This window comes from Streptomyces sp. GbtcB7 (genome assembly GCF_019091445.1).
GTDB lineage: Bacteria > Actinomycetota > Actinomycetes > Streptomycetales > Streptomycetaceae > Streptomyces > Streptomyces mirabilis.
On sequence record NZ_JAGXJM010000006.1, the window covers coordinates 193,633 to 220,222 of the forward strand.

Here is a 26,590-nt window from a genome sequence, read left to right on the forward strand (position 1 = left end):
GCCTCCGGCCTGCGGTCCCGTGTGGTGGCCTCCGGCCTGCGGTCCGCGGTGTCAGTCGCCGGTGGCCGTCCCGCCCGCCAGCATCCGCGTCAGCACCGCCCGCTGCACCGGCAGCACCTCGGCATGGAGCGTTCGTCCCTTCGGAGTGAGGCAGACGCGCACCCCCCGCCGGTCCTCCTGGCACATGCCGCGCGTCACGAGACCGTCCTTCTCCAGGCGGGCGATCAGCCGGGACAGGGCGCTCTGGCTCAGATGGACGCGGTCGGAGATCTCCTGGACGCGGTAGGAGCAGTCACCGTCGGACGCGGTGCCCCCGGCCAGCACGTCCAGCACCTCGAAGTCGCTTGCGCCCAGGCCGTGTCGGTGCAGCTCGCGGTCGAGCTCGCACAGGGTGCGCGCATGCACCGCGAGGATGTCACGCCACTGGTCCACGAGCACCTGCTCGGCCCTCTTCGCCGCCATGGGCGCACCGTAGCAAAGAATCGAGTTTGTTGCATCGGAATTAAATGCACTTGCATCCGATGCGTGTGCATGTACTGTCTCCCGCATGACCTCTCCGCTCACCACCCCCACCACCGAGGGACGCTGGACCCCGCGGCTGTGGGGCACCCTGCTGGTGCTCTGCGCCGCGATGTTCCTGGACGCGCTGGACGTGTCGATGGTCGGCGTCGCCCTGCCGTCCATCGGCTCCGAACTGGACCTCTCCACCTCGACGCTGCAATGGATCGTCAGCGGCTACATCCTGGGATACGGCGGACTGCTCCTCCTCGGCGGCCGCACCGCCGACCTGCTGGGCCGCCGCCAGGTCTTCCTGGTGGCCCTGGGCGTCTTCGCGCTCGCCTCGCTGCTCGGCGGGCTCGTCGACTCGGGCCCGCTGCTGATCGCCAGCCGCTTCATCAAGGGCCTGAGCGCGGCGTTCACCGCCCCGGCGGGCCTGTCGATCATCACCACGACCTTCGCCGAGGGCCCCCTGCGCAATCGCGCCCTGTCGATCTACACGACCTGCGCGGCCACCGGCTTCTCGATGGGCCTCGTGCTGTCCGGCCTGCTCACCGAGGCCAGTTGGCGCCTCACCATGCTGCTGCCCGCGCCCATCGCGCTGCTCGCCCTGCTCGTCGGCCTGAAGCTGCTGCCGCGCAGCGAACGCGAGAAGGACCACAACGGCTACGACATCCCCGGCGCCGTCCTCGGCACGGCCTCGATGCTGCTGCTGGTGTTCACCGTCGTCCAGGCCCCCGAGGTCGGCTGGGCCTCGACCCGCACCCTCCTGTCCTTCCTCGCCGTGGCCGTCCTGCTCACCGTCTTCGTCCGTGTCGAGCGGCGTTCGGCGGGGCCGCTGATCCGGCTCGGCGTGCTTCGCTCCGGCAGTCAGATCCGCGCCCAGCTCGGCGCGATGGCGTTCTTCGGCTCGTACGTCGGATTCCAGTTCCTGGTGACGCTGTACATGCAGTCGCTGCTCGGCTGGTCGGCCCTGCACACCGCGCTCGCCTTCCTGCCCGCCGGCGCGCTGGTCGCGCTCTCCTCCACGAAGGTCGGTGCCGTCGTCGACCGCTTCGGGACCCCGCGGCTCATCGCGGTGGGCTTCGTGCTGATGGTCGTCGGCTACGCGCTGTTCCTGCGCATCAGCCTCGACCCGGGGTACGCGGCCGTGATCCTGCCGACCATGCTGCTGATCGGCGCGGCCTGCGCGCTGATCTTCCCCTCGCTCAACATCCAGGCCACCAACGGTGTCGACGACCACGAGCAGGGCATGGTCTCGGGTCTGCTCAACACCTCGGTCCAGGTGGGCGGCGCCCTCTTCCTGGCCGTGGTGACGGCCGTCGTGACCGCGAACTCCTCGGCGGGTTCCTCGCCGCAGGCCGTCCTCGACAGCTACCGGCCCGGTCTGATCGTGGTGACGGGGATCGCCGTGGCGGGGCTGCTGATCACCCTGCCGGGGCTGCGGACCCGGCGCCCGCGGCCGACCGTCGTGGTCGCACGGTCCGTGGGGAACGACTCCATGGGGAAGGGCTCCGTGGGGAACGAGTCCGTGCGGGAGGACTCCGTACGGGAGGAGTCTGAGGGGCGGGTGGCGATCGGCGACTGATCCGGTTCGCCCGCGCCCTCAACTCACCACGTGAACGCGGCACTTGGACCCGACACTTCGACCCGACGCGCCCGGCAGGCAACCCCTTGCCCGCCGGGCGTGCCCTCGTGACAGACTCGGACCATGGGGAGACGCACGCAGGAGCAGCGGGACGCGATGACGATCGAGATCGGGTACGCGCTCCTCAGCGCGACCTTCGCGGCGGGCCTGGCGCTGGGCGCCGTATCCGGCCCCGCGCTGCTCTTCGATCTCCCGCTCCCCATCGAGAAGGTCCTGATCACCTCGGGGGTACTGCTGGCGACCGCGCTCTTCGCGGTACGCGTGGTCACGGTGCTCGTCCGCTTCGGCCGCGCGGCCGGCACTCACCCGAGCCACCCCGGCCGCACCAACCCCGACTCATAGGCCAGCACGACCAGTTGGGCCCGGTCACGGGCGCCGAGCTTCACCATGGTGCGGCTGACATGGGTCTTGGCCGTGAGCGGGCTGACGACCAGACGCCGCGCGATCTCGTCGTTCGACAGTCCGATACCGACCAGGGCCATCACCTCCCGCTCCCGCTCGGTGAGCCGGACGAGCGACTCCGCGGCCGCGGGCTCCTTGGAGCGGGCCGCGAACTCCGCGATCAGACGGCGCGTCACGCCCGGTGACAACAGCGCGTCGCCGCCGACCACCGCCCGTACCGCGCGCAGGAGTTCGTCCGGCTCGGTGTCCTTGACGAGGAAGCCGGAGGCGCCTGAGCGGATCGCCTCGAAGACGTACTCGTCGAGCTCGAAGGTGGTGAGCATGACCACCTTCACGTCCTTCAGGTCCGGGTCGTCGGTGAGACGGCGGGTCGCGGCGAGGCCGTCGAGCAGCGGCATGCGGATGTCCATCAGGACTACGTCGGGGCGCAGTTCGCGCACCTTGCGCACCGCCTCCTCGCCGTCGGCCGCCTCACCGGCCACCTCCAGGTCCGCCTGTGCGTCGAGCAGCGCCTTGAAGCCCGCCCTGACCAGTGACTGGTCGTCGGCGAGCAGGACGCGGATCACCGGTCCCTCCGCGCCGTCCACCGGTCCTCCCGCGCCGTCCACCGATCCTCCCCCGCTACCCACCGGCTCTCCTGCGCCATCCGCCGGCTCTCCTTCACCGTTCACCGGTCCTCCTTGACCTTCAGCGGGAGCACGGCCAGCACCCGGAAGCCTCCGTCGTCGCGCGGGCCCGCCTCGATCGTGCCACCGAGGGCGACGGCCCGCTCTCGCATACCGGCCAGCCCGTTGCCGCTGCCGCCCGCGTCGGTGCCGGTCGCGGGTCCGTCGTCGTCGATCCGCAATCGCAGCGTGCCCTGCGCGGCTTCGAGCCGCACGCGCGCGTGCCGCGATCCCGAGTGCCGTACGACATTGGTGAGGGCCTCCTGGACGATACGGAACGCGGCGAGGTCGGTACCCGGCGGAAGCTTCGGAACGCCGCCGGGTTTCTCGATCCCGACCGTCAGACCCGCGCTCGCCGCCTGTTCGACGAGTTCGGGGAGCCGGTCGAGCCCGGGCGCCGGCGCGCGCGGCGCCTCCCCCGGCGTACGCAGTGTGTCGAGCACCTGGCGGACCTCGCCGAGCGCCTCCTTGCTGGCCTCCTTGATGGTGGTGAGCGCCGTGCGCGCCTGTTCCGGGTCGGAGTCGAGAAGCGCGAGGCCGACGCCCGCCTGGACGTTGATCACGGAGATGCTGTGGGCGAGGACGTCGTGCAGTTCACGGGCGATCCGCAGCCGCTCCTCGTCGGCGCGCCGGGCGGCGGCCCGCGCGCGTTCGGCGCGGTCGCGGGCCCACTGCTCACGGCGTATCCGGGCCAGCTCCGACACCACCACGACCAGCACGCCCCACGTGAGGAAGCCGAGTTCCTGGTTCCAGGGGGCGGCCCGGTCCCCCGAGGGCGGCAACCAACGGTAGAGCCAGTGCCCCACCAGCAGATGACTGGCCCACAGCATGCCGACGGCCGTCCAGGCGGCCCAGCGGTGCCCCGCGACGACCGCGCCGAAGCAACCGACGGCCACGGTGACGAAGACGGGCCCGTACGGATATCCGGCGGCCAGATAGACCAGCGCCGCCGCGGCCGTGCCGAAGGCGACGAGCACCGGGTGCCGGTGCCGCCACAGCAGCAGGCCCGTGCCGAGGATCAGCAACGCCCTCGCGAAGAGGTCCAGGGGGGTGCGTTCGCCGTCCTGGGCGTGCGCCGCGAACTGGGAGCCACCCAGCACGAAGACGGTCAGCAGCAGGGTGGAACGCCACGGCCACCGGTCACCGTGCCCGCCGTGCCCGCCGCGCCCGTCACCATGGTCCTCGCCGCTCCATCGGCGCCACCCCGGTGGCCCGTGCCGCCACCACGGCGGTACCCCGCCCCACACCGGGGACCTGGGGGTTCGCTGCTCTTCCATGACGGTCACGCTAGACGGCACGGGCCGCCGGGGGCGTCAGCCGGGCGAGGTGATCACGCGTACTCCCCACGGAGTACCACCCGATCCCTCCACGGATTACCACCCGGTCGTCGTCAGGGACCGCCCGTGCCGTTCCCCTTGCCCCGGGTCCCGGTCGGCTCGGGGTACACCAGGCCCACGCCGTGGGCGAGTTGGTCCACCGCGTGCCGGAAGAACGGCTCGCGGTCCTCCACGAGCCGGTTGAACTGCCCGAAGAGCTCGAACCCGATCAGCCCGTAGAGCTGGGCCCAGGCGGCGACGAGCGCCGCGACCGCCTCGGGCGGCAGGTCGGGCGCGAGGTCGGCGGCCATCCGCTGCGCCTCGGCCTTCAGCTCGGGCGGCAGCGGGGTGCGGGCCACCCCCTTGCCCCGATACGCGTCACGCACGATGCCGACCAGCAGTAGTCCCACGCGGGAGGCGGCCGGGATGGTCGTGTCCGGCGCGGTGTAGCCGGGCACGGGCGAACCGTAGATGAGCGCGTACTCGTGCGGCTGCTCCAGGGCCCAGCGGCGCGCCGCCACGCACACCGCGATCCAGCGTTCGCGCGGCCCGGCGCCCGCGACCTGTGCGTGCGCCGCCTCCGCACTCTCGCCGAGGGAGTCGTAGGCGTCGATGATGAGCGCGGTCAGCAGGTCGTCACGGCTGGGGAAGTAGCGGTAGAGCGCGGAGGAGACCATGCCGAGCTCCCGGGCGACGGCTCTGAGCGAGAGCTTGGCGGCGCCCTCCGCGGCGAGCTGTCTGCGCGCCTCTTCCTTGATGGCCGCGGTGACCTCGATCCTGGCTCGGGCGCGTGCTCCGCGTGCGGTACTCATGCGGGAAGTCTGCCACGTTTTCAGAGCAGTGCACACAAACGAGAGCACTGCTCTTGATTTGGATCACTGATCTCATGCAGACTGCTCTCAAGCGAGAGCGGTGCTCACAAAAGAGAGCAGCGCTCCCACTCAGAGAGCGGCGCTCTCGCAACCGATGGGGGTCATCATGTCCACGCACGTCCAGAAGCCCGGCTGGTTCACCGTCAACGTCTTCAACCGCTGCGTGGCGTTCATGACCCGTCGCGGTCTCAGCATCTGGGGCTCACGGGTCCTGGCCGTCCGTGGCCGCAAGAGCGGCGCGTGGCGCACCACCCCGGTCAATCTGCTCACCGTGGACGGACAGCAGTACTTGGTCGCCCCCCGCGGCCACGTCCAGTGGACGCACAACATGCGGGCCGCGGGCGGCGGCGAGCTGCGCCTCGGCAAGAGGGTGGACACGTTCACCGCGACCGAGGTCGGCGACGACGACAAGGTTCCGCTGCTGCGTGCCTACCTCAAGCGCTGGAAGGCGGAGGTCGGTGTCTTCTTCGGTGGCGTCGGCCCCGACTCGTCCCCCGAGGAGCTGCGGCGCATCGCCCCCGACCACCCGGTCTTCCGGATCACGGTCACGAGCTGACCGGCCGGAAGCCGACGGACACCCCCGCCGGCCACCGGCCACTCCACGGCCACGGAGACGGACACGCACACGGCCACGGACGCGGCTCCGCGCCCAACGGTCACTCCGTGGTCGGAGTGCTCTCGGCAACCGTCGGCGCGGCGACGGCCGAGCGCCGGTCGAGCGCGGACAGGGCGCGCCCTGCCATCGGGTGGGAACGCACCATCTCACCCAGCGTGGTCGAACCGCGGGTGATCCCGGCGAACGCCCTCCAGGCGGGCCGGAAACTGGTGATCGCCGCGTGGAGCATGCCCGGCCGGCGCTCGAAGGCCGCGAGCATGCTCTTGCCGACGGCCATCTCGACGCCGAGCCCCGCCTTGATGGCGAAGGCGTAGTTGAGCGCCTGGCGCCGGGTGTCCACCGCGTCGTGCGCCTCGGCGATCCGTACCGCCCACTCCCCCGCGAGCCGCCCGGAGCGCAGCGCGAAGGAGATGCCCTCGCGGGTCCAGGGTTCGAGCAGCCCCGCCGCGTCGCCGCAGACCAGCACGCGCCCTCGCGACAGCGGGGAGTCGTCGGCGCGGCAGCGCGTCAGGTGCCCGGAGGAGATGCTCGGCTCGAAGCCGGCGAGCCCGAGCCGGGCGATGAAGTCCTCCAAGTACCGCTTGGTGGCGGCGCCTTCGCCGCGCGCGGAGATCACGCCGACGGTGAGCGTGTCCCCCTTGGGGAACACCCATCCGTAACTGCCCGGCATGGGACCCCAGTCGATCAGGACCCGTCCCTGCCAGTCCTCGGCGACGGTCTCCGGCACCGGGATCTCCGCCTCCAGGCCGAGGTCGACCTGGTCGAGCTTCACCCCGACGTGCGCCCCTATGCGGCTGGCGCTGCCGTCCGCCCCGACGACCGCCCGCGCCAGCACGGTCTCGCCGCCCTGGAGGACGACGGCGACGGTGCGCCGGTCGGGCACGGCGGACCCGTGCTGTTCGACCCGCGAGACCGTCACTCCCGTGCGCAGCTCGGCGCCCGCCTTCTGGGCGTGCTCGACGAGCTGCTGGTCGAACTCGGGCCGGTTGATGAGCCCGAACAGCATCTGCTTGGAGCGCCGGGTGCGGGTGAACTTGCCGTCGAGCGAGAACGTGACCGCGTGCACCCGGTCCTGGAGCGGTAGTTCGAAGCCGGGCGGCAGGGCGTCGCGCGAGGGGCCGATGATGCCGCCGCCACACGTCTTGTAGCGGGGCAGTTCCGCCTTCTCCAGCAGCAGGACGCTGCGTCCCGCGACCGCTGCCGCATAGGCGGCCGAGGCGCCCGCCGGCCCCGCGCCGACCACGACGACGTCCCACACCCGCTGTTCGTCGTCCGCCGAAGAGTTCTCGCTGCTCACGATGGTCTACTGCTCCCAGTCCAGCCGTCTGCCGCCACGGTCCCGAGCATCCTACGGCGGGCATCGCCGCAGGCCACTGTGGGAGGATCGGGGGCGTATGCGCCCTGCACACCAGGGACGCGCGTACGCACCACCCGATCACTTGTACACAGAAGTACAACGTCGCACCTACAAGGAGCGTGCCCATGTCGTCGAATCCGGTCGCCGAGACCGTCGCCTCGCTCATGCCCAGGGCGCAGGCGGAGCTCACCGAACTGGTGGCCTTCAAGTCGGTGGCGGACTTCGACCAGTACCCCAGGAGTGAGAGCGAGGGCGCCGCGAACTGGGTCGCCGACGCGCTGCGCGCCGAGGGTTTCCAGGACGTGGCGCTGCTGGACACCCCGGACGGCACGCAGTCGGTGTACGGCTTCCTGCCCGGGCCCGAGGGCGCCAAGACCGTGCTGCTGTACGCGCACTACGACGTGCAGCCGCCGCTGGAAGAGGCTGCCTGGACGACCCCGCCGTTCGAGCTGACGGAGCGCGACGGCCGCTGGTACGGGCGCGGCGCCGCCGACTGCAAGGGCGGGTTCATCATGCACCTGCTCGCGCTGCGCGCGCTGAAGGCGAACGGTGGCGTTCCGGTGGGCGTCAAGGTGATCGTCGAGGGTTCGGAGGAGCAGGGCACCGGCGGTCTGGAGCGGTACGCCGAACAGCACCCGGAGCTGCTGACCGCCGACACCATCGTCATCGGCGACGTCGGCAACTTCCGACTGGGTCTGCCGACGGTCACCTCGACCCTGCGCGGGATGACGCTCGTTCGCGTGCAGATCGACACGCTGGAAGGCAATCTGCACTCGGGCCAGTTCGGCGGGGCGGCGCCCGACGCGCTGGGCGCGCTGATCCGCGTACTGGACTCGCTGCGCGCCGAGGACGGTTCGACGACGATCGACGGGCTGACCGGGGACGCGCGCTGGGAAGGCCTGCAGTACGAGGAGGAGGCGTTCCGCAAGGACGCCAAGGTGCTGGACGGGGTCGAGTTGATCGGCTCGGGTACGGTCGCCGACCGCATCTGGGCCCGTCCGGCCGTCACCGTGCTCGGCATCGACTGCCCGCCGGTCGTCGGCGCCACCCCGTCCGTGCAGGCGGGCGCGCGTGCGCTGGTGAGCCTGCGGGTGCCGCCGGGCGTGGACGCGGTCGAGGCGACCAAGCTCCTGCAGGCCCATCTGGAGGCGCGCACCCCGTGGGGCGCGCGGGTGAGCACCGAGCAGATCGGCCAGGGCCAGCCGTTCCGCGCCGACACCTCCAGCCCGGCGTACACGGCGATGGCCGAGGCGATGGCGGTCGCCTACCCGGGCGAGGAGATGCAGTCCGCGGGCCAGGGCGGTTCCATCCCGCTGTGCAACACCCTCGCCTCGCTCTACCCGCACGCGGAGATCCTCCTCATCGGCCTGAGCGAGCCGCAGGCGCAGATCCACGCCGTGAACGAGAGCGTCTCCTCCGACGAGCTGGAGCGCCTCTCGGTCACGGAGGCGCTGTTCCTCCAGAAGTACGCGGCGAGCTGACCACCCGGCCGAGAGGGTCCTCGCCACCCGGCGAGGACCCTCTGGCTCGGCCTGGTGAACAGCCTGCGCTCCGTGCGCCGTTGACCATCGGCGCCGGATCACCCGGTGTCCGTGCACCGTCGACGTCGGCCGAGGGGTGGCCCGGCGTCGACGTCAGCCGAGCGGTACACCGGCCTCCAGGTAGAGTGCGGCGCCGCGCTCCCGCGCCCGCAGGGCCCAGCGCAGCCGCTCGTAGCGCACCGGCGGCAGCAGGTCCGCAGCCTCCCGCTCGGTCACGAAGCGCCAGGCGCGCAGTTCGGGGCCGGGGAGCAGCAGCCGGCGGGCCTCGTCGGAGTCGAGGCGGCCGCCGTCGAAGAGAAGGCGCAGACCGCCGTAGCCCGGGGGTGCCGGCGGCTCCCAGTCCACCACCAGCAGACCGGGTACGTCCTCGAGCCGTATGCCGGTCTCCTCGGCGACCTCGCGCATGCCCGCGCGCGCGGGAGCCTCCCCCGGTTCGACGACGCCGCCGGGAAACTCCCAGCCCGCCTTGTAGGTGGGGTCGACGAGCAGCACCCGGTCCTCCTCGTCGAAGAGGAGGACTCCGGCGGCGACGGTCTCGGAGGTCGGTTCGGGGGTCTGCACGATGTCGCACGCCGACGCGTCACCGGTGCGTACGGCTTCGGCGACGCGCACTGCGGTGTCGTACGGGGTGAGGGCGCTGGTGTCGATGGGGTGGGCGTCAGCGGTGAGCCAGGAGGAGAGCGCCGCGCGGTAGGGCTCGATGTGGTCGTAGGACCACTGGCGCACCCGTATCTCGCCGTCGGGGAGGTCCTCGGGTATCTCCCGGCCGGCTATGCGCGCCCGCAGGATCGTTTCCGCCGGGGCGAGGAGCACATGGCGTACTTCGATCCGGCGCGAGGCGAGGCCGCCGAAGATCTCGTCACGGTACTCCTGGCGCAGCAGGGTCATGGGAACCACGAGCACGCCGCCGAGCTCCGCGAGCAGGGCGGCAGCGGTGTCGACCACCAGGCGCCGCCAGATCGGCAGGTCCTGGAAGTCGCCGACTTCGGCGAGGCGTTTGGCGGGCAGCAGGCGCGCGAGCTCGCCGCCGATCACCTCGGGGTCGAAGAGCGTGCTGTTCGGGATCAGGTCGACCAGTTCCCGTGCGGTGGAGGTCTTCCCCGCACCGAACGCTCCGTTGATCCAGACGATCACGGACAGTTCCCCCTCTTCTATTGGCCCCCTGAGGCTTGCCCGCTTCACCCTGCCACGGAAACCAGCCGCAGATGAGGGAGCCGACGGCGCGGCGCCGGTGTTCTCCGTCCCGAGGAGCACCGGCGCCGTGTGTCCGTCCCGGCGCCTCAGCCGTCCTGGCCGAGCGCGGTGTCGTCCACGCCCAGGCTGTCGCTGCTGAGCGTGTGGTCAAGGCTGCTGAGCGTGTCCTTGACGGGCAGGTCTCCCAGGGAGTCGCCGTCGACGGCGTGGGACGGGGTGATCGCCGCGACGACGAACCCGGTGGCGAGGGAGGCGATGGCGAGCATGCTGCGCTTCTTCATGCCCGGTTCAACTCCTCATGCGACGAGGAGTCACGGGTGGGTCACGCAACTCCCACTCCTCCCCTTCGGACACATCAGCGGCACTACCGTCATCCCACTCGAAACGCCTCAGGGGGGACGACATGACCAACCCGTACACGGCACCAGCCGCCGCGTCGGCCCGCACCGCCCCGGGCTGGGCCCGCAAGCGCTACGTACTGCCCGCGCTGGCCGTGGCCCTCTTCATCGGCGTCGGCATCGGCAACAGCGGTGGGGACACCACCGAGTCCGCCGCGGCGAAGCCCGGTCCGACCACCACCGTCACCGCCACGACGACCGCGACGCGGACGGCCACGGAGACTGTCACGGCGACGCCGGCCGCGACCGTGACCGTGCGGAGCACGAAGACCGTACGCGCGACGGTCACCGCGCAGCCCGCCGCCGCGGGCGGTGGCGGCAGCGACGACAGCGGCGGGGGCTCCGTGTACTACGAGAACTGCGCCGCGGCCCGGGCGGCGGGCGCCGCGCCCGTCCACGTGGGAGACCCCGGCTACGGCCGCCACCTCGACCGCGACGGAGACGGCGTCGGCTGCGAGTGACGCGCGGATCAGCCTTTGGTGGACCCCAGTGTCAGGCCCGCGAGGAAGTGCCGTTGCAGGAGGATGAGGCAGTCGCCGCAACGCTGCCTGGGGCAGACCGCCTGACCGGCCGGGAAGGCTTCTGACAGCAGCGAGCCCCGCACCGGGCGCTGTTCCGGGCGGGGCATCAGCAACAACCCGACTGGATCGTTGGGATGTTGACGACAATGCTACGGGCGGCCACTGACAACGCGGGCCGGCTACGCCGCCGAGCCACCAGCACACAGCTGATCCGCTCGGCCCGGCTACTTCGTTGCTCGTCCCGCGGCGCGACTACCAGCGCGTGCCGGCCGGCGGCGACGGCGTGCCAGGCGCCGCGCTGCGCCTCGGTGGGCGCGGCGAACGCGCCTGTGAACGACGCCCTGGTCGCCGGCGAGAACACGCCGGCGCATCGTCGCTCACCACGCCCCCGTCCTCGCCTGTCCCACCGACCGTTTCCGGCCCGCTGATCAGCCGGTTCACCGGCGGAGCCGGGGCGCAAGGACCGTGCGCACGACCTTGGCCACGTTGCTCGCGGCGGATCCGTCCTCTTCCCCGGGTTCCGGTTCCAGCACACGTTGGATCTGCAACAGCAGCTGGTTGGTCGACCGCCAGAGCGGGACGAACATGCCGGCCACCGGCCCGACGCCCTGGATCGGGCCGTTGGACAGCTCGGTGACCTTCTTGGCGATCGTGACCGTTGTCGGGTCCCGCAGGATCAGGTGCACCTCATCGTCGACCAGCCGGATTTCCATCTTGCGCGCGGCGGCCTCCTCCGGGTTCGCGTCCGTGGTCGTCTCCGGATCCAGTTCGTCGATCTTGGCGGCGACCGCGTCCGGGTCGACCCCGAGTTCGCGCAGCACCCTGGCCGCCATGCTGTTCTCGGCCCGCAGCATCGCTTCAAGCAGGTGATGGCTGCCGACCGGTGCGCCACCGGCCAGCGCGCTGGCGGCGGACACGGTGTCCTCGGTGGCAGGTGTGCCGGCCGGCCATGGGCCGGCCTCGACGTCCTGAGATCCCTCCAATGACGCCAGCACCACGGCACGGACCTTGCTGACCGGATTGATCCGCTCGGCGAGCACCTTCGCGCCGACGCCCTCACCTTCCCCGGTGACCAGGGCGAGCAGGATGTGTTCCGTACCGATGTAGGTGTGGTGCAGCTGCTGCGCCTCCCGCAGGGCGAGGTCCAGTGTCTTCTTCGCGCTCGGCGCGAACGGGATATGCCCGGTCAGCTCCTGCGTGCCGGGCTTGGCCACCGCGGCGATATCGGCCTGCGCCGTCTCCTTGTCGTACCCGAGCTGGCGCAGAACTTTCGCCGCCATGCTGTCCGGCGCGTCGAGCAGCCCCAACAGGATGTGCTCCGTGCCGATGTAGTGGTGCTTGAGCAGCCTCGCCTCCTCCTGAGCCGTGACGACCACCTTGCGGGCTTCCACCGTGAACCGTTCAAATGGCATGTCTCCATGGTCGCAACCATGTCAATACACTGTTATTGATAGGGTCACCCTGTCGAAGGGAGGGTGTGATGGAGACACCGTCGGACTGGGAGGACCGGCTCGCGCGCTGGCAGAATGAGCTGGAGCTGTTCGAGCAGCTGGACGAGACACCCTGGGTCACGCTGGCCAAGGCGGAAGCCGAGACCGGCGTTTCCCGCTCGGCCCTGCGGTCCTGGTACCGCAATGGCGAGATCCGGTCCCGGCTGGTGGACGGCCCGAACGGGCCGCAGCGCCTGGTCCAGCTGGACGCGGTGATCGAGCGCGCCGCCGCGTCACCGCGCATTCAGCGCAGGGCGGAACGGGAAGTCAGCCTGGAAGCCCAGGTCACTCTGCTACGGCACCGGGTTGACCAGCTTGAGCTGCGGCTGGCCGCGCTGGAGCGGAAGTGACCGGCGCGAGCAGCACCGTGCCATCGGCCCGGAACGGTAACGCCGGATCCGCCTGCTTATCCACGACCAGGGTGTACGGCCGGTCCAGCGGCGCCCAGTACGGGAACGGGGCGGCACCGAGCTTGGAGTGGCCGACCGGCACCACCGCGGTTCGTGCCGCGTACAGCATCACGAGTTTCAGCTGCGCCTGCTCCAGCAGACTGATCTTGGGTGAAATTGGACTGAGACAACCCAGAACCCAGCCTACGAGCACCCACGCCGTCCGGCACGCGCTGCGTGGGGCGCTCTGAGCCCGCGCTCCGGATGCGCATCCGGGCGGGCCGGGCGAGTCTGAAACCATGCCCGGAGAGCTGCACGTGATCGTGTACCCACCGTCCCCGACCGACGGCAGCCGACAGGTGCGCGTCAACGGAGAACTGCTCACCGCACACTCACTGCGCGACCTGGCCGCCTTCCTCCGCTACGCCGGGCTGGAAGGGATCGACGAAGTCGATGTAGCCAACTCAAGGGTGATCGAGTGGCACGGCGGCGGCCCTGAAGCGTGGTCTCCACCGACGTGACGCGCGGCCCAGCTCGAGGCCGGCGGCCGCTCCCGGTAGGCGACGAAGGACGGTGCGCCGCGCATGCCTAGGCCGTGTTGAAGCCGGCGCATAGTAGTCCGCGAATAGGGCCGTCTGGTTGGAGTGGTCGACGGTCAGGCGCCCGCGGGATGCGCTGCAGATGGCACACGCGCCGACCTGCCGCCTCCGAAGCACCTCGGTTGCTGACAGATGCGCCGGGGCTTCGCCGGAGAGCCTTCGGCCCAGCGCCCCTGAGTTCGGACCGCAGAAGGCGACGCCTTGTTCTCGTAGGCCGGCGAGCTCGGAGGCGGCGCACCATCATGGCGAAGCCCAGGATGAAGACGACACGGTCGCGCAGGCCGGTGAGCGTCGTCGCGTCACAGTCGGCAACCAGAAGTCGGAGCTTGGCCAAGTTGATGGGTGGGGACTTCCGCTTCCTAGCGTCTTGGGAGTGGCAGGCAGGGCGACGCGCTGCTCGGTGGCGCACCATGTGGTGAAGGTGTTCCACTGGCGGTCGTAGGCGCGGCGGGTGTTGTCGGTGATGGAGTCTTCGAGAGCCTGCCTGGTGACATCGGAGACTTCATGGTCCCGTGCCGTGCGAAGACTGACCGCAGTCGCCGTGGCGACGGCAGGCAAACTGCCATCGACTAGTTCGGCGTCGACCGTATCCGAGTTCTCCGTCGTGGAGTGCCCCCGGCGGGCTCGACGTTCGCGATGCGGTCCGCGCGCCACATGATGATCTGTGTAGTGCTGAAGCCGTACGAGCCCGCGCCCTGCACTGAGCGGAGGTCGTCTCGAAGCCCTGCTGCAGCAGGCCGCGTTTCAGGTAACGCTATGCGCTGGCTCGCACGCAGTCTTGACATCAACCCTTGACTGCAAGTCTTGGCTCACTACCTTGAGTTCATGCCGAGCAACGACAAGCCCCGCCTCCTGCCCACCGGGAAATGCTGGTGCGGATGCGGGAAGGAAACCGGCCTCGGGAAGTTCTTCACCCAAGGCCACGACAAGACCGCCGAGTCCGCGCTTATCGCCCTCAAGTACGAGGGAAGCGTCCCCCACTTTCTCCACGCCCACGGCTACGGCCCCCAGCACTCCGTGACCGGGCATGCCGTCGAAAGGACGGACTGGGAGGAGTGCGACGAGTGCTCCACCCAGCCCGGCTACAGGGGGGCGCCCGCCAGCGTCGCCAAACATAAGCGCAAGTACCACAAACCCAACGAAGCCTGAGGAGACCCGCGGATGACGCAACGCCAGGCACTTGAGCAGTCCATCCGGTCTCTGGGCGGCACGTGGGACACCGGGAGGGCGGTCACCGCACTTCGGGATGCCGGGTACGGGGAGGGCGACCGCAGGCAGCAGGAGAAGCGAGCCCGACAGGTTCTGCGGGACATTGCCGAAACGGGACTCATCGTCAAGGCCGACCCTGGCAGTGCGACTTATCACGTCGTCGAACAGTAACCTCACGCATACAGTGCCCCGCCCTCGATGAGAGCGGGGCGCAGGCGTGTTCGGGGCCGTGCGGCCGCACGGGCTTCAACTCCCGCTACATTCCCGCCGCATGAGTATCCCTTGCGGCGACATCGCCACCTTCTCCACAGCCGCCCTGAGCGCGGTCGCGACCGTCGGCGCGTGGCCGGCCGCGCACCGGTCGGCGAAGACTGCGGACACTGTCGCCCGCATCGAACAGGACCGCTGGCACGCCGACCTGCTCCCCCAGTTCCAGATCACCATCGAGCGCGCGGAGGGCGATCGGGCCACGCTCAGCGTGCGCCTCGTCGGCCCCCTCTCGCTCTGCCATCTGGACGAGATCCGCCTGAAGGTCGTCCCCAGCGACGACATGTCCCGCACCGTCACCCTCGCCGACGGACCTTCCCAGGAGCAGGTCGACGCGAACGTGGACGGTGCCTTGCGAAGTCGCGGTACCTGAAGCCACCCGAGCACGCCGGCTCGACTGACCGTCCCTGGACGAAGCAGAGCGCCCCCGCCACCACCCCGGAAAGGGGCGGCATGCAAGTCGGCCAACTTCGGCGGCCCACAGTTCGCGTCCGCTTGCGCCGCAGGTGGGCCGGACGTGGTCGCCGAGAGAGGGATGGTCGTGCGCGGCTGCGGCCCACTCCGTCCATCCGGGCGGGCCTTGCGCATGCCGTCACGGCGTCCCGCGCCTCAGTCGAGGTTGGCCGCTGCCGCCTTGTACTCGCCGGCCTGCTTCGGCGTCAGGTAGTGCGACACCCGCACCAGCGTCGTGCCCTGTACGTAGTCGTACTCCGACAGCGCCGGCATCGACTTGGTGACCGCCTGGATGTACTCGGCGCGGGCTTTGGCGTCCGAGGGGCTGGCGAAGGACTCGATGGCGCCGCCGCGGTCGACGTCTCCCTTGTCGGTGCCGCTGACGTCGTCGGCGGAGATACGGCTGTCGGAGAAGGTGACCTTCGACGTGTACTGGCTGGGGCGGCCGAGGAGGTGGTTGGGGTCGTTTTCGGCGGTGACGGTGCCGCTGAGCTTCGCCGAGGTGACGGTTGCGGAGATCTTGTCGAACGCGGTGCCGGCGGTCAGCGGCTTGCTCGCGGTTTCCTGCTTCGTGGTGGAGCTGTGCTTCGCGGCGGCCGGGCTCGCGGGTGTTCCGCTGCTGTCCGCCTTGGTGTTGCTGCAGGCCGCGAGGGTGGCGATGAGGAGGGCGGCGGCCGTGATGGTGAGGGTTTGCTTCATCGCGTGATCATGACGCCTGTGTATGTCTTTTGGAACTTCTGCGTCCGAGTTGTGATGAGGCATCCAAGGCACTGACCTGGTGTTTGTGAGTCGCCCAGGCGGCGGCGCAACCCAGACTGGAGGCAGGTCTACACAGCGCGGGTCATCAGCTCACGTTCCTCAGGTGGGGCAGGGCTCGTCCTCGAGGCCGGATCAAAGCAGGCCGACGGGCCGACAGCTGCCCCATCACCAAAACCCGGAGGCGGCGCCGACGCCTGACCGCCTCGGCTTCCCGACGGGGGGTGCGGCTATGGCTGTTGCCCACCTCGGGCTCGTCCCGGCGCAAGCGGTCACGATGATGATGCTCCAACGAAGTTACCGTCCCGCAGGCAAACAGAGGTGATCATGTCGCACACAGCCTGTCGCAGGACGAGGCCGACCTGATGGTGGCTCAGGTGCTGGCGGAGCAGCCGGAGCCGGGTTCGCCGAAGGCCTGGCCTGGGCGGTTCTCCGTTTCGCGGCGTTCGGCTCCGAAGGCCTGGTGCGGCTAGAGGTTGAGAAGGGCGTTGCGGGCTGCTTCGCAGTCGGTTCCGAAGGGTGTGACGATTTTGCCATTCGCCACGTCTTCATCGTCGTAACCGATCATGACGGGGCCGCCTTCTCGGCGCAGCTTCTCCTTCCGCTCCTTTTCAACGGCGGCTTCCCGCTCCTGGACGAAGCTGGAGAGCAGCATCTCGATGGGTTCGAGGTATTGGTCGGAGTCACGGGAGAGGCGTTGGAGGCTGTAGATCGCGCCCATTCGTTCGGCATGGCTGTTGCTGCCGAGGAGCTTGACGGCGGTCACGTACTGCTCGGTGACTCGCCCTTCGCGGTCTCTGTCGGCTGCTTCGCGGTCCTTCTCCTGTTCGTAGGCAAACTGCTCCTGCGTCTGCCTGAACTGTTCTTGCGCCAGCCGGAACTGCTCCTGCGCAAGGGTGAACTGTTCTTGTGTGTGTTCGAACTGCTGCCGGGCAAGTTGGTGGTTGCGGTGCGTGTAGATCAGACCGAAGGCTGCGATGACTCCGGCGCCGACGGCAACAAGCATGGTGCGGAAGCCAGTGATGACTACTCCGTCCGCGGGCTGCAGACCAGCCTTTCGGATGTGAGAGCCGTCGAACAACCAGGGGCCCTTCCAAAGGAGCCATCCGTAGCCGAGGATCACGATGAGGATGCCGAGCGCGGAGCCGGCCTTCTTCCACCCGTTCATGGTGTGCATCTTGGCCCCGTCAACTGCCCGTCATGCGTGAAATGCGAAAGTCGGAGCAACATCTGAGCTTTGCTCGCCTGCTGGCGATGGCGGCGCGGGCTGTGCTCGGGCAGGGAATCAGTGTGCTGTTGTCGAGGCACTGCTCTGTCCAGACCGCCTCCTCGGCCTCCACGGCTGCGCCTGGTGGGTTGCCGCAGTGCTGTAGGCACCTCGCGGGCCGTCGTCCGGCTGTCGCGTCCCTGCCGTCCCGTCTGGTTGGCGCGGTGCCGCCGAGCTCAGCCGGCCCGCACGCTCGCTGTATGGGGGTTGTCGAGGAGGGGCCGCGGCGATTGGGCGCGGGGCAGGTCTTCACGTGCCCGTATTGCGGGCTGCCGCAGGACAGGATGCCGACACTGGACCACGACTGGGTGCTGCTGGAGCCAGACGTGACGGTGCTGGCGCATCTGGTGCCGGCGGAGCACCGGTGGATCGTTCTGTCGGACGGCCCGGTGACGGTGTACGGAGTCTGCCCGCCGGTGGCCGAGCAACGCTGCCGGATTGAGCACCGGCTGACGTGTCCGGGGCAGGAGCTGCCGGATCTGTGGCCGTGGCTGACGGCGATGCGGGAGGAGAGCCGGCGGGCTTCGGAGCGCCGGGACGGCGGGCATCAGCCGCCAGAGCCGGACATCGAACTGCCGGACGTCGGATAGGGGCGGAATTTTCATGTCTTCTTGAGGGAGTGAACTGTTGCGGTCTTGTTGTCGGAGGGCGGCTGTTTGTCGTCACCGGTGAGGTTGCTCCCCAGTGTCATGGCGGCGATTGCGAGTGCGAGCACCCGCAACGACGGGTCCCCCGAGGGCGATCCTGTCGGCGTTGCCGGCCCGCTTCCGGGTCATGAAGCTGTCCGGGCCTGCGACATAGGCCCCTGCCACAACAGTGAGCATCATCGTTGCGAACAGGGCCGGCAGAAGAACTGCTGCCTTGTTGTTCTTCGAAGATTCGCCCGCGCCTGGCCCGACGCGCGAGCACGGCTTCCACTGCCTGCGGCACACGTTCGCCAGCATGCTCTCCCCGGATGAACGGGGCGCCGGTGACTACCTGACGCCCCGTAAATCTGCAGGTCAGGGCCTACCCCTTGGTGGACCCCAGTGTCAGGCCGGCGACGAAGTGCCGTTGCAGGAGCAGGAAGACCAGGATCGTGGGGAGGGCGACGAGGACGGAGCCCGCGGCCAGCAGGTTGTAGTCGGTGAAGAACTGGCCGCGAAGGTTGTTGAGGGATGACGTGATCGGGAGCTTGTCGGGGTTGGAGATGAAGATCAGGGCCCAGAGAAAGTCGTTGTAGATCCAGGTGAACTCGAGGGTGCCGAGGGCCGCGAGGGCGGGGCGGCACAGCGGGAGGGTGATGCGCCAGAACTGGGTCCACACGCCCGCGCCGTCGACGATGGCGGCCTCGAGGATCTCCTGTGGCAGCGTCCGCATGAAATTGGCCAGCACGAAAACGCAGAAGCCCATCTGGAAGCCGATGTTGACGATGATGACGGCCCAGTAGGAGTCGTACATCGTCAGCGAGTCGGACATCCACCACGGCAGCGGGATCCTGTTGAACAGGACGTACAGCGGGGTGACGATGACCTGTTGGGGCAGCAGGTTGCCCGCGGTGAAGAACATCAGCAGGACCAGGCCCCCGCGCAGCTTCAGCCGGGACACGGCGAAGGCGACGAACGAGGCGAGGAAGAGGGTCACCAGGACGGCGGGCACGGCGATGAGCAGCGTGTTGGTGAAGTACTTGCCCATGCCGGATTCGCTGTAGGCGCGACGGTAGTACTCGAAGGACAGGTGTTTCGGGAAGGAGAAGTAGCCGTTCTGCGCCGTCTCCTCGTACGGGCGCAGCGAGGCGTAGACGGCGAGCAGGAGCGGCGCGAGGAAGGCGAGCGAGACGCCCATCAGGAAGATGTGGACGCCGAAGCGGCCGGGGCGTGGCCGGCGGCGGGGAGCGGGCGCCCTCTCCGGGGCGGGTGCCGGGCGCACGGGGGCGCCGGTGCGGATGTCGGCGGTCATCGTTCGCGCGCACCTCGCAGCTCTTGGACCAGGAACGTCACGATGAACCCCAGGGAGACGGTGAGCAGGACGACCGCGATGGCGGAGCCGAATCCGATGCGGCTGGCTTCCCCGATGATGTTGTCGGTGATCAGGACGGAGAGCAGTTCCAGGCCGTTGCGGCCCTTGTTGACCGCGTAGACGATGTCGAACGCGCGCAGCGCCTCGATGACGGTGATGACTCCGACGATCACGTTGACCGGGCGCAGGGTCGGGAAGACGACGCGGAAGAAGGTCTGGCGGGCGTTCGCGCCGTCGATCGCGGCGGCTTCCTTCAGCTGCGGGTCGACGGACTTGAGTCCGGCGAGGTAGAGGATCATGACGTAACCCGTGTGCCGCCAGCTCGCCGCGATCATCATCATCCAGATGTTGAGGTGCGCGTCGCCGAGCCAGTCGATCGGGTTCTCGTGGTTGTTGAGGATCGTGTTGACCACGCCCTGGTCGGTGCCGAGGATCAGCTGGGCGATGAAGCCGACGATGGCGAGCGAGAGCACGACCGGCAGGTAGATCACGGACTGGTAGAAGCGGCTGAAGCGCACTCCGCGGTCGATGAGCACCGCGAGGAACAGTCCGAACGGGGTGGCGATCAGGCCGAGGAAGAGCAGCCACAGGACGTTGTGGCGGACGGCGGGCCAGAACGCCGGGTAGTTCTCGAACACGTTCTTGTAGTTGTCGCCGCCCACCCAGTGGATGTCGCCGACGCCGTCCCAGGAGGTGAAGGAGAGCCCGATGGAGGCGAGGGTGGGGCCCCAGACGATGACGATGTCGAGCAGGACGGGTATGCCGAGGAGCACGCCGAGGACGACGGTGTCGCGGCGGGTGAACCGCCGCAGCCGCCGTCGTCCGGCGCGCCGTGGAATGTTGAGCGCCACGGAACGTCTTCCCCCAGTGATCAGCCGACGGGCGACGAGAAGATGGTCTTCTTCTGTCGTTCGATGCTGTTGCAGAGACCGTCGACGTCCTTCGGGTTGCCGATGAAGTCCTGGATCGCCTTGATCATCACGGTCGAGGCGAAGTCCGGACGGGTGTCGCGGTCCATGAACTGCGAGATCTGCTTGGCGCCCGAGACGAGCTGGGCCGACTTCTTCTGCAGGGCGCTGTACTTGGTGGTGTCGGCCCCGTCGTTGACGGCCACGTTGTTGGGGTCGAGGGCGAGGTAGGTGTTCTCGGCGGTGGGGGTGCCCAGCCATGTCAGGAGGGCCTTGGCGCCGTCGAGGTTCTTCGACTTCTTGGCGACCAGGAAGCCGTCGATGGGTGCTTCCACGGCGTCCTGCGCGTACTGCGGGTCGATCTCGGGGAAGGCGAAGAAGTCGATGTCGTCGCGTTCGTTCTCGGGGAACTGGGTGCCCGGGTGCGGCATTCCGAAGACCGCCATCCCCGTCTTGCGCTGCTGCAGGCTCTGCCCGGCCTCCTCCCAGGTCCGGCCGAGGGCGCCCTTCTGGTAGTAGGGCATGACCTCGCGCCAGGTGTCGAAGACGTTCTTCACCTTGGTGTCGGTCCATGCCTCCGTGCCGGCCATCAGGGACTTGTGGAAGTCGTATCCGTTCAGGCGCATGTTGATGTAGTCGAAGGTGCCCATCGCGGGCCAGCCGTCCTTGTCACAGAAGGCGACCGGCGTCCCGTCCTTCGACATCCGCTTGGCCAGCGCGATGAAGTCGTCCCAGGTCTTGGGCTGTTGATAGCCCTTGGACTGGAAGAGGCTCTTGCGGTGGAAAACGGCCCACGGATAGTAGTAGTACGGCACGAAGTACTGCTTGCCGGAGTGGGTGGACTGCTCCTTCAGGGCGTCGGAGAAGCCGGTGAAGCCACTCCACACGTCACTGATCTCGTGCAGGAGCCCCTTCTCCGCGAAGTACTGCATGCGATACCCCGCGAACCACATGAAGACGTCGTCGGGCGTGCCCTGGAGATAGCGGTTGATGTTCTCCTGGAAGTCGTTGTGGTCCTTGGTGTTGACCTTGACCTTCTTGCCGGACTTCTTCTCGTACGCCGAGAAGGCCGCCGCGTACGCCTTCTTGGGGACCGGGTCCGAGGCGTTGGACCCCACGGTGACTTCGTTCTTGTTTCCGCCGGGTCCGTCGCCGCAGGCGGACAGCAGGGCGGGGAGCGTGAGCGCGCCGGCCCCGACGGCCGCACCACGCAAGAGATTTCGCCGGGACATCCGATGACCTGAGGTGCCTTCGGGCACGACGATCCCCTTCAACGATGACTGTGCCATGTCCCCCTCCTCGGGGTGCCACCCAACACAACCGAACGCGAGGCTTGGATCTCACTCCCATGTCGGAGACTCGTCAAGGGTTCCGACGAGATATCGAACAACCGTTACCACTTCTCTTCCAACAGAGTTGGACAGGTCCTACCGTAAGCGCGCACCCTTGTCGCGGACATGCAGTCATCCTATCTTTCGCGAGTTCGGAGGAACGTAACGATGCGTCACCTTCCCACCCGCACAACCCGCCGAAGAGTGGTCGGAGCACTCGCGACGGCCCTGTTGTGTACGACCGGCCTGACCGCTCCGGAGGCGCTGGCCGCCCCCGCCCCCACCGAAGCCCCCGCGTCCCCCGCCCTTGCGGACGGCCTCGCGCTCACCCCTCCGATGGGCTTCAACAACTGGAACTCCACACACTGCCGGGCCGAGTTCAACGAGACCATGGTCAAGGGGATCGCGGACCTCTTCGTGGAGAAGGGGCTCAAGGACGCCGGGTACCAGTACGTCAATCTGGACGACTGCTGGGCCCTGCCGTCCCGGGACGCCGACGGCAAGCTGGTACCCGACCCGGTGCGCTTCCCGAACGGGATCAAGGCGGTCGCCGACTACGTGCACGCCAAGGGACTCAAGCTCGGCATCTACACCAGCGCGGGCACGAAGACGTGCGACAGCGTCGGATTCCCGGGCGCCCTCGGCCACGAGTACAGCGACGCCCGGCAGTTCGCGGACTGGGGCGTCGACTACCTCAAGTACGACAACTGCAACAACCAGGGCGTGGACGCCAAGCTGCGCTACACGACCATGCGGGACGCGCTGAAGGCGACGGGGCGGCCCATCGTCTACAGCCTCTGCGAATGGGGCGAGAACAAGCCCTGGGAGTGGGCCTCGGACGTCGGACATCTGTGGCGAACGACCGGTGACATCAACGACAGCTGGGGCTCGATGCTGTCGATCCTCAAGCAGAACCTGCCCCTCGCCCCGCACGCGGGTCCCGGTCACTGGAACGACCCGGACATGCTGGAGGTCGGCAACGGCGGCATGACCGACACCGAGTACCGCTCGCACTTCTCGATGTGGTCGGTCATGGCGGCTCCGCTGCTCATCGGCTCGGATCTGCGCAAGGCGTCGGCCGCCACCTTCGACATCCTCGACAACAAGGAAGTCATCGCGGTCGACCAGGACCCCCTGGGCAAGCAGGGCACCGTGCTCTCCTCCGAGGGCGGACGCTGGGTCGTCGCCAAGGAGATGAAGGACGGCAGCCGGGCGGTGGCGCTGTTCAACGAGACCGGCAGCGCCCAGCACATCGCCACGACCACGGCGGCCGTGGGGCTGCCGGCCGCCCACGGCTACACCCTGCGCGACCTGTGGCAGCATCGGAGCTACAACACCGCCGGAGCCATCTCCGCGACCGTCCCCGCGCACGGCACGGTCCTCGTCCGCGTCTCGGCCGACCGCCACTGGGCCAAGAACCCGCCCGCCGTCGAACTCGGCCTGGCCGGAAGCCCGTTCGTGGAGGCGGGCAAGCCGGTCTCCCTGACGTCGGCGGTGACCGACCTCGGCCGTACGCCCGCGCGACGCGTCTCGGTGGCGCTGAGCGGCCCGACGGGCTGGAAGGTCGCGGCCGCCTCACCGACCACGGCGGGCACGGTACGCACGGGACACTCCCTGCGTACGAAGTGGCGGTTCACCGCGCCCGAGGGCACGGCCGCGGGATCGTACGACCTGACGCTCAGGGCCACGTACCGCTCACCGACCGGCATACGCGCCGAGAGCGTGCTCCCGCTCACGGTGTCGGTCGTCGTGGCTCCCCCTTCGGGCGTCTCCTACCTCGGCGACCTGCCATGGCTGTCGACGACGAATGGATTCGGCCCGGTTGAGCGCAACACCAGCAACGGGGAGAGCGCCGCGGGTGACGGTCATCCGATCACTCTCGGCGGAGTCGTCTACGCCAAGGGACTCGGTGCGCACGCCCCGAGTGCCATCGAGTACTACGTCGGCAATCGGTGCCGGACCGTCACCGCGGATGTCGGCGTCGACGACGAGAAGGGCGCCAAGGGCACCGTCGCGTTCGAGATCTGGGCGGATGGCACGAAGGTCGCCTCGACCGGGGTCCTCACCAACGCCATGCCGGCCCAGCCGGTCTCGGCCGACGTGACCGGCGCCCAGGTCGTCCGCCTCGTCGTCACCGACGGCGGCGACGGTGTCGACTCGGACCACGCGGACTGGGCGGACGCCCGACTGACCTGCTGACCGGTGCGCCAAGCCGGGGGTCTCCTCCGGCTCGGCAGCGGGCGTGAACCCGGCCGATCGGCCCCTTGTCGGTCGTCGGGCCGCCCCACGCCGGCACCCCGCCCCGGACACTCCGCCGGCGACCGATGTGCTCGGCACGACCGGGGCCGAGCCGACCGCGCCGGAGGACTTGGCCCAAGCAGGCTCCCCGCAGGGGGCGTCGGTCCCGGACCGCAGACCCGGTCACGGCTCGAGCCGCGACCGCGCTCCGCTCACCCCCGGCGGATCACCCGCACCTCCGGTCGGCGCACCCGACGGATCACCCGCACCTACGGTCGGCACACCCGCCCCGGACGCGCGAACCACGGCGCACGCCCGCTCACCCGGCCCGACCCGGGTCGGGCCGTCGGCCCCCGGCCCGGCCGGCCAACCCAGGCCCCGGCCGATCAGCCGCGGCTCGGGGCGGCGCTCAGCCCGCGACCCGCTCCGCGGTCGTGCTCGGCTGCCTGCTGAGCGCGGCCGCCGCCGCGCCGACAAGACCGGCGTCCGTGCCCATCAGTGCGGGCGCCACGGTCAGCCGCTGCACGAAGGACAGGGTGGCGTAGTCGGCCAGCGCCTTGCGGAGCGGCTCGAAGAGCACGTCCCCGGCCTTGCCCACTCCCCCGCCGATGACGGCGATGTCGATCTCGACGAGGGTCGCGGTCGCCGCGATGCCCGCCGCCAGCGCCTTCGCCGCGCGTTCGAACGAGGCCACCGCCACCGGGTCGCCCTCGCGCGCGGCGGCGGCCACCGCGGCGGCCGAGGTGTCACCGTCGGGCCCCGGCCGCCAGCCGCCCTCCAGCGCCCGCCGCGCGATGTTCGGACCGCTCGCGATGCGCTCCACGCAGCCGCGCGAACCGCACGGGCAGGGGTCACCGTCGAGGTCCACGCTGATGTGCCCGATGTGGCCCGCGTTGCCCGTGGGACCGGGGTGGAGCTGACCGTTCAGGACCAGCCCGCCCCCGACACCCGTCGAGACCACCATGCACAGGGCGTTGTCATGGCCGCGCGCCGCACCCTGCCAGTGCTCGGCGGCCGTGATGGCCACCCCGTCGCCGATCAGCTCGACCGGCAGGCCCCCGGTGGCCGCACGGACCCGCTCGACGAGCGGGTAGTCGCGCCAGCCCGCCACGTTCACCGGACTCACCGTGCCCGCGGAGGCGTCCACCGGCCCCGCGCTGCCGATGCCGACGGTCCCCGCCCGGCTCCACAGCGGTGACCCGGTCAGCTCGCCGAGCACCTCCTCGACGGCCCCCATCACGGTGTCGCCGTCCTCCTGCGCGGGCGTCGCGCGCTGCGCGCGCAGAAGAATGCGGCCGCGGCCGTCCACCAGCGCTCCGGCGATCTTGGTGCCGCCGATGTCGAGCGCGGCCACGAGGTCGGTGTGCATCAGTGTCAGTTCTCCCGGTGAACCTGGTGAAAGGGGCAGACCGGTCTCGCGATGCGGGGCGCAGGCCGGAGAATGCGGTGGACAGTGTCTCCCGCATCTGACAACGTTGTCCAGGCTCTATGCTCGACGCCACATCCTCATACAACCCCATGGACCGACGCACCCCCGTGGACAACAGGACCCGTGGCCGACAGGGACCGCCGCGTGGACGACGGGAACCGTGGACGACAGGACAGGACAGCGCATCGTGGCAGAGACCGCCCGCCGATCCGAGAACCGCTACGGCAACCGTCCGACCATGAAGGACGTGGCGGCACGAGCCGGGGTGGGCCTCAAGACGGTCTCGCGGGTCGTCAACGGTGAGCCCGGAGTCACTCCGGACACCGAGCGCCGCGTCCAGGAGGCCATCGACGCGCTGGGCTTCCGCCGCAACGACAGCGCCCGGGTGCTGCGCAAGGGCCGCACCGCGAGCATCGGCCTCGTCCTGGAGGACCTCGCCGACCCCTTCTACGGCCCCCTCAGCCGCGCGGTCGAGGAGGTGGCCCGCGCCCACGGCGCGCTGCTCATCAACGGCTCCAGCGCCGAGGACCCCGACCGCGAACAGGAACTGGTCCTCGCCCTGTGCGCACGCCGCGTGGACGGGCTGGTCATCATCCCGGCCGGTGACGACCACCGCTATCTGGAGCCCGAGATCAAGGCGGGCGTCGCCACGGTGTTCGTGGACCGCCCGGCGGGACAGATCGACGCCGACGTGGTGCTGTCCGACAGCTTCGGCGGGGCCCGCGACGGCGTCGCCCACCTGATCGCCCACGGCCACCGCCGGATCGGCTTCATCGGCGACATGCCGCGTATCCACACCGCCGCCGAGCGGCTGCGCGGCTACCGAGCGGCCATGGAGGAGGCGGGCATACCCGTCGAGGACGACTGGATGTCCCTGGGCGTCACCGACCCGCAGCGGGTGCGGAAGGCGGCCGAGGACATGCTGTCCGGTCCCTCCCCCGTCACCGCGGTCTTCGCCGGCAACAACCGCGTCACCGTCACGGTCGTCCGTGTCATCGCCGAGCGCGGCCGGCCCGTCGCCCTCGTCGGCTTCGACGACATCGAGCTCGCCGACCTCCTCCAGCCCGGCGTCACCGTCGTCGCCCAGGACGCCGCCACCCTCGGCCGCACCGCCGCCGAACGCCTCTTCCGCCAGCTGGAGGGCACCCTCATCACCCCGGAACGCATCGAACTCCCGACCCGTCTGATCACCCGCGGCTCGGGCGAACTGCCGCCCGCGGACTGAGCC

Annotated in this window: 26 protein-coding genes; 12 read left to right on the forward strand and 14 right to left on the reverse strand. The window is 69.7% G+C overall.

All coding sequences use genetic code 11. The features are described from left to right. Window positions 1–51 precede the first annotated feature (51 nt). Complete coding sequence (locus tag KVT44_RS12800) at window positions 52–462, reverse strand: MarR family winged helix-turn-helix transcriptional regulator (RefSeq protein ID WP_217567132.1); 411 nt, start codon at window positions 460–462, stop codon at window positions 52–54. 85 nt (window positions 463–547) lie between these two features. On the opposite strand from KVT44_RS12800, the gene KVT44_RS12805 reads away from it, so the two are divergent. After that, complete coding sequence (locus KVT44_RS12805) at window positions 548–2,086, forward strand: MFS transporter (RefSeq protein ID WP_217567133.1); 1,539 nt, start codon at window positions 548–550, stop codon at window positions 2,084–2,086. Between the two features lie 123 nt (window positions 2,087–2,209). After that, entirely contained in the window at window positions 2,210–2,488 is a 279-nt protein-coding gene (locus KVT44_RS12810; protein WP_075025559.1) for a DUF6332 family protein, read from the forward strand. On the opposite strand, the gene KVT44_RS12815 is transcribed toward KVT44_RS12810, so the two are convergent. The 3 genes from KVT44_RS12815 to KVT44_RS12825 all read right to left on the reverse strand — a co-directional run bounded on the left by KVT44_RS12815 (window position 2,449) and on the right by KVT44_RS12825 (window position 5,341). Continuing rightward, entirely contained in the window at window positions 2,449–3,114 is a 666-nt protein-coding gene (locus tag KVT44_RS12815; RefSeq protein WP_054228788.1) for a response regulator transcription factor, read from the reverse strand. The two genes, KVT44_RS12810 and KVT44_RS12815, sit on opposite strands and share 40 nt — an antisense overlap. 101 nt (window positions 3,115–3,215) lie before the next feature. Next, entirely contained in the window at window positions 3,216–4,490 is a 1,275-nt protein-coding gene (locus tag KVT44_RS12820) for a sensor histidine kinase (RefSeq protein ID WP_217567134.1), read from the reverse strand. A gap of 113 nt (window positions 4,491–4,603) precedes the next feature. After that, the gene (locus tag KVT44_RS12825) at window positions 4,604–5,341 is read right to left on the reverse strand and encodes a TetR/AcrR family transcriptional regulator (RefSeq protein ID WP_217567135.1); all 738 of its coding nucleotides are present in this window, start codon (window positions 5,339–5,341) and stop codon (window positions 4,604–4,606) included. Between the two features lie 166 nt (window positions 5,342–5,507). Between KVT44_RS12825 and KVT44_RS12830 the strand changes: the two genes are divergently transcribed. Next, entirely contained in the window at window positions 5,508–5,957 is a 450-nt protein-coding gene (locus tag KVT44_RS12830; protein WP_079089222.1) for a nitroreductase family deazaflavin-dependent oxidoreductase, read from the forward strand. A 100-nt stretch (window positions 5,958–6,057) separates the two neighbouring features. Here the strand turns inward: KVT44_RS12830 and KVT44_RS12835 are convergent, their stop codons facing one another. After that, the gene (locus KVT44_RS12835) at window positions 6,058–7,314 is read right to left on the reverse strand and encodes a geranylgeranyl reductase family protein (protein WP_190169300.1); all 1,257 of its coding nucleotides are present in this window, start codon (window positions 7,312–7,314) and stop codon (window positions 6,058–6,060) included. A gap of 185 nt (window positions 7,315–7,499) precedes the next feature. Between KVT44_RS12835 and KVT44_RS12840 the strand changes: the two genes are divergently transcribed. Then, window positions 7,500–8,855 carry a dipeptidase gene (locus tag KVT44_RS12840; protein WP_217567136.1) on the forward strand — a complete coding sequence of 452 codons (1,356 nt, stop codon included), beginning with the start codon at window positions 7,500–7,502 and terminating at the stop codon, window positions 8,853–8,855. Window positions 8,856–9,008: 153 nt separating this feature from the next. Here KVT44_RS12840 and KVT44_RS12845 read toward each other — a convergent pair whose 3' ends face one another. Together KVT44_RS12845 and KVT44_RS12850 are read right to left on the reverse strand one after the other, a co-directional pair. Then, window positions 9,009–10,049: an NUDIX hydrolase gene (locus KVT44_RS12845; RefSeq protein WP_217567137.1), complete on the reverse strand. Its 1,041-nt coding sequence runs from the start codon at window positions 10,047–10,049 to the stop codon at window positions 9,009–9,011. 146 nt (window positions 10,050–10,195) lie between these two features. Further along, on the reverse strand, window positions 10,196–10,390 hold the full coding sequence (locus KVT44_RS12850) for a hypothetical protein (protein WP_099924230.1): 195 nt from the start codon (window positions 10,388–10,390) through the stop codon (window positions 10,196–10,198). Between the two features lie 122 nt (window positions 10,391–10,512). Between KVT44_RS12850 and KVT44_RS12855 the strand changes: the two genes are divergently transcribed. After that, the gene (locus KVT44_RS12855) at window positions 10,513–10,968 is read left to right on the forward strand and encodes an excalibur calcium-binding domain-containing protein (protein ID WP_217567138.1); all 456 of its coding nucleotides are present in this window, start codon (window positions 10,513–10,515) and stop codon (window positions 10,966–10,968) included. A gap of 497 nt (window positions 10,969–11,465) precedes the next feature. Here KVT44_RS12855 and KVT44_RS12860 read toward each other — a convergent pair whose 3' ends face one another. Continuing rightward, complete coding sequence (locus tag KVT44_RS12860) at window positions 11,466–12,440, reverse strand: Clp protease N-terminal domain-containing protein (RefSeq protein WP_217567139.1); 975 nt, start codon at window positions 12,438–12,440, stop codon at window positions 11,466–11,468. A gap of 68 nt (window positions 12,441–12,508) precedes the next feature. Here KVT44_RS12860 and KVT44_RS12865 point away from each other — a divergent pair, with 68 nt between their 5' ends. From KVT44_RS12865 to KVT44_RS12880, 4 genes are all read left to right on the forward strand, one after another. Beyond that, window positions 12,509–12,868: an excisionase gene (locus KVT44_RS12865; protein WP_075025547.1), complete on the forward strand. Its 360-nt coding sequence runs from the start codon at window positions 12,509–12,511 to the stop codon at window positions 12,866–12,868. Between the two features lie 338 nt (window positions 12,869–13,206). Next, the gene (locus KVT44_RS12870; protein WP_054228798.1) at window positions 13,207–13,428 is read left to right on the forward strand and encodes a hypothetical protein; all 222 of its coding nucleotides are present in this window, start codon (window positions 13,207–13,209) and stop codon (window positions 13,426–13,428) included. A gap of 903 nt (window positions 13,429–14,331) precedes the next feature. Continuing rightward, window positions 14,332–14,655 carry a hypothetical protein gene (locus tag KVT44_RS58000; protein ID WP_254649293.1) on the forward strand — a complete coding sequence of 108 codons (324 nt, stop codon included), beginning with the start codon at window positions 14,332–14,334 and terminating at the stop codon, window positions 14,653–14,655. A gap of 331 nt (window positions 14,656–14,986) precedes the next feature. After that, window positions 14,987–15,355, forward strand: a complete 369-nt coding sequence (locus KVT44_RS12880) for a hypothetical protein (protein ID WP_217567140.1) — start codon at window positions 14,987–14,989, stop codon at window positions 15,353–15,355. A gap of 236 nt (window positions 15,356–15,591) precedes the next feature. Here KVT44_RS12880 and KVT44_RS12885 read toward each other — a convergent pair whose 3' ends face one another. Both KVT44_RS12885 and KVT44_RS12890 read right to left on the reverse strand, forming a co-directional pair. Next, window positions 15,592–16,134, reverse strand: a complete 543-nt coding sequence (locus tag KVT44_RS12885) for a hypothetical protein (protein WP_168506402.1) — start codon at window positions 16,132–16,134, stop codon at window positions 15,592–15,594. Between the two features lie 526 nt (window positions 16,135–16,660). After that, the gene (locus KVT44_RS12890) at window positions 16,661–17,359 is read right to left on the reverse strand and encodes a hypothetical protein (RefSeq protein ID WP_190169293.1); all 699 of its coding nucleotides are present in this window, start codon (window positions 17,357–17,359) and stop codon (window positions 16,661–16,663) included. Window positions 17,360–17,658: 299 nt separating this feature from the next. Here KVT44_RS12890 and KVT44_RS12895 point away from each other — a divergent pair, with 299 nt between their 5' ends. Next, on the forward strand, window positions 17,659–18,048 hold the full coding sequence (locus KVT44_RS12895; protein ID WP_099924224.1) for a DUF6083 domain-containing protein: 390 nt from the start codon (window positions 17,659–17,661) through the stop codon (window positions 18,046–18,048). 418 nt (window positions 18,049–18,466) lie between these two features. On the opposite strand, the gene KVT44_RS12900 is transcribed toward KVT44_RS12895, so the two are convergent. The 3 genes from KVT44_RS12900 to KVT44_RS12910 are packed head-to-tail and all read right to left on the reverse strand — an operon-like array spanning window position 18,467 to window position 21,596. Next, window positions 18,467–19,396 carry a carbohydrate ABC transporter permease gene (locus tag KVT44_RS12900; RefSeq protein WP_190169292.1) on the reverse strand — a complete coding sequence of 310 codons (930 nt, stop codon included), beginning with the start codon at window positions 19,394–19,396 and terminating at the stop codon, window positions 18,467–18,469. Continuing rightward, on the reverse strand, window positions 19,393–20,307 hold the full coding sequence (locus KVT44_RS12905; protein ID WP_079065231.1) for a carbohydrate ABC transporter permease: 915 nt from the start codon (window positions 20,305–20,307) through the stop codon (window positions 19,393–19,395). The genes KVT44_RS12900 and KVT44_RS12905 overlap by 4 nt, the downstream gene beginning before the upstream one ends. Before the next feature lie 20 nt (window positions 20,308–20,327). Further along, window positions 20,328–21,596, reverse strand: a complete 1,269-nt coding sequence (locus KVT44_RS12910; protein ID WP_190169471.1) for an ABC transporter substrate-binding protein — start codon at window positions 21,594–21,596, stop codon at window positions 20,328–20,330. 267 nt (window positions 21,597–21,863) lie between these two features. Between KVT44_RS12910 and KVT44_RS12915 the strand changes: the two genes are divergently transcribed. After that, window positions 21,864–23,894, forward strand: a complete 2,031-nt coding sequence (locus KVT44_RS12915; protein ID WP_217567141.1) for an NPCBM/NEW2 domain-containing protein — start codon at window positions 21,864–21,866, stop codon at window positions 23,892–23,894. A 448-nt stretch (window positions 23,895–24,342) separates the two neighbouring features. On the opposite strand, the gene KVT44_RS12920 is transcribed toward KVT44_RS12915, so the two are convergent. Then, window positions 24,343–25,302, reverse strand: a complete 960-nt coding sequence (locus KVT44_RS12920) for an ROK family protein (RefSeq protein ID WP_099924220.1) — start codon at window positions 25,300–25,302, stop codon at window positions 24,343–24,345. A 220-nt stretch (window positions 25,303–25,522) separates the two neighbouring features. Between KVT44_RS12920 and KVT44_RS12925 the strand changes: the two genes are divergently transcribed. Beyond that, window positions 25,523–26,587 (forward strand): LacI family DNA-binding transcriptional regulator, encoded by a 1,065-nt coding sequence (locus KVT44_RS12925; protein WP_099924219.1) that lies wholly within the window; start codon window positions 25,523–25,525, stop codon window positions 26,585–26,587. The last annotated feature ends 3 nt before the right edge of the window (window positions 26,588–26,590 follow it).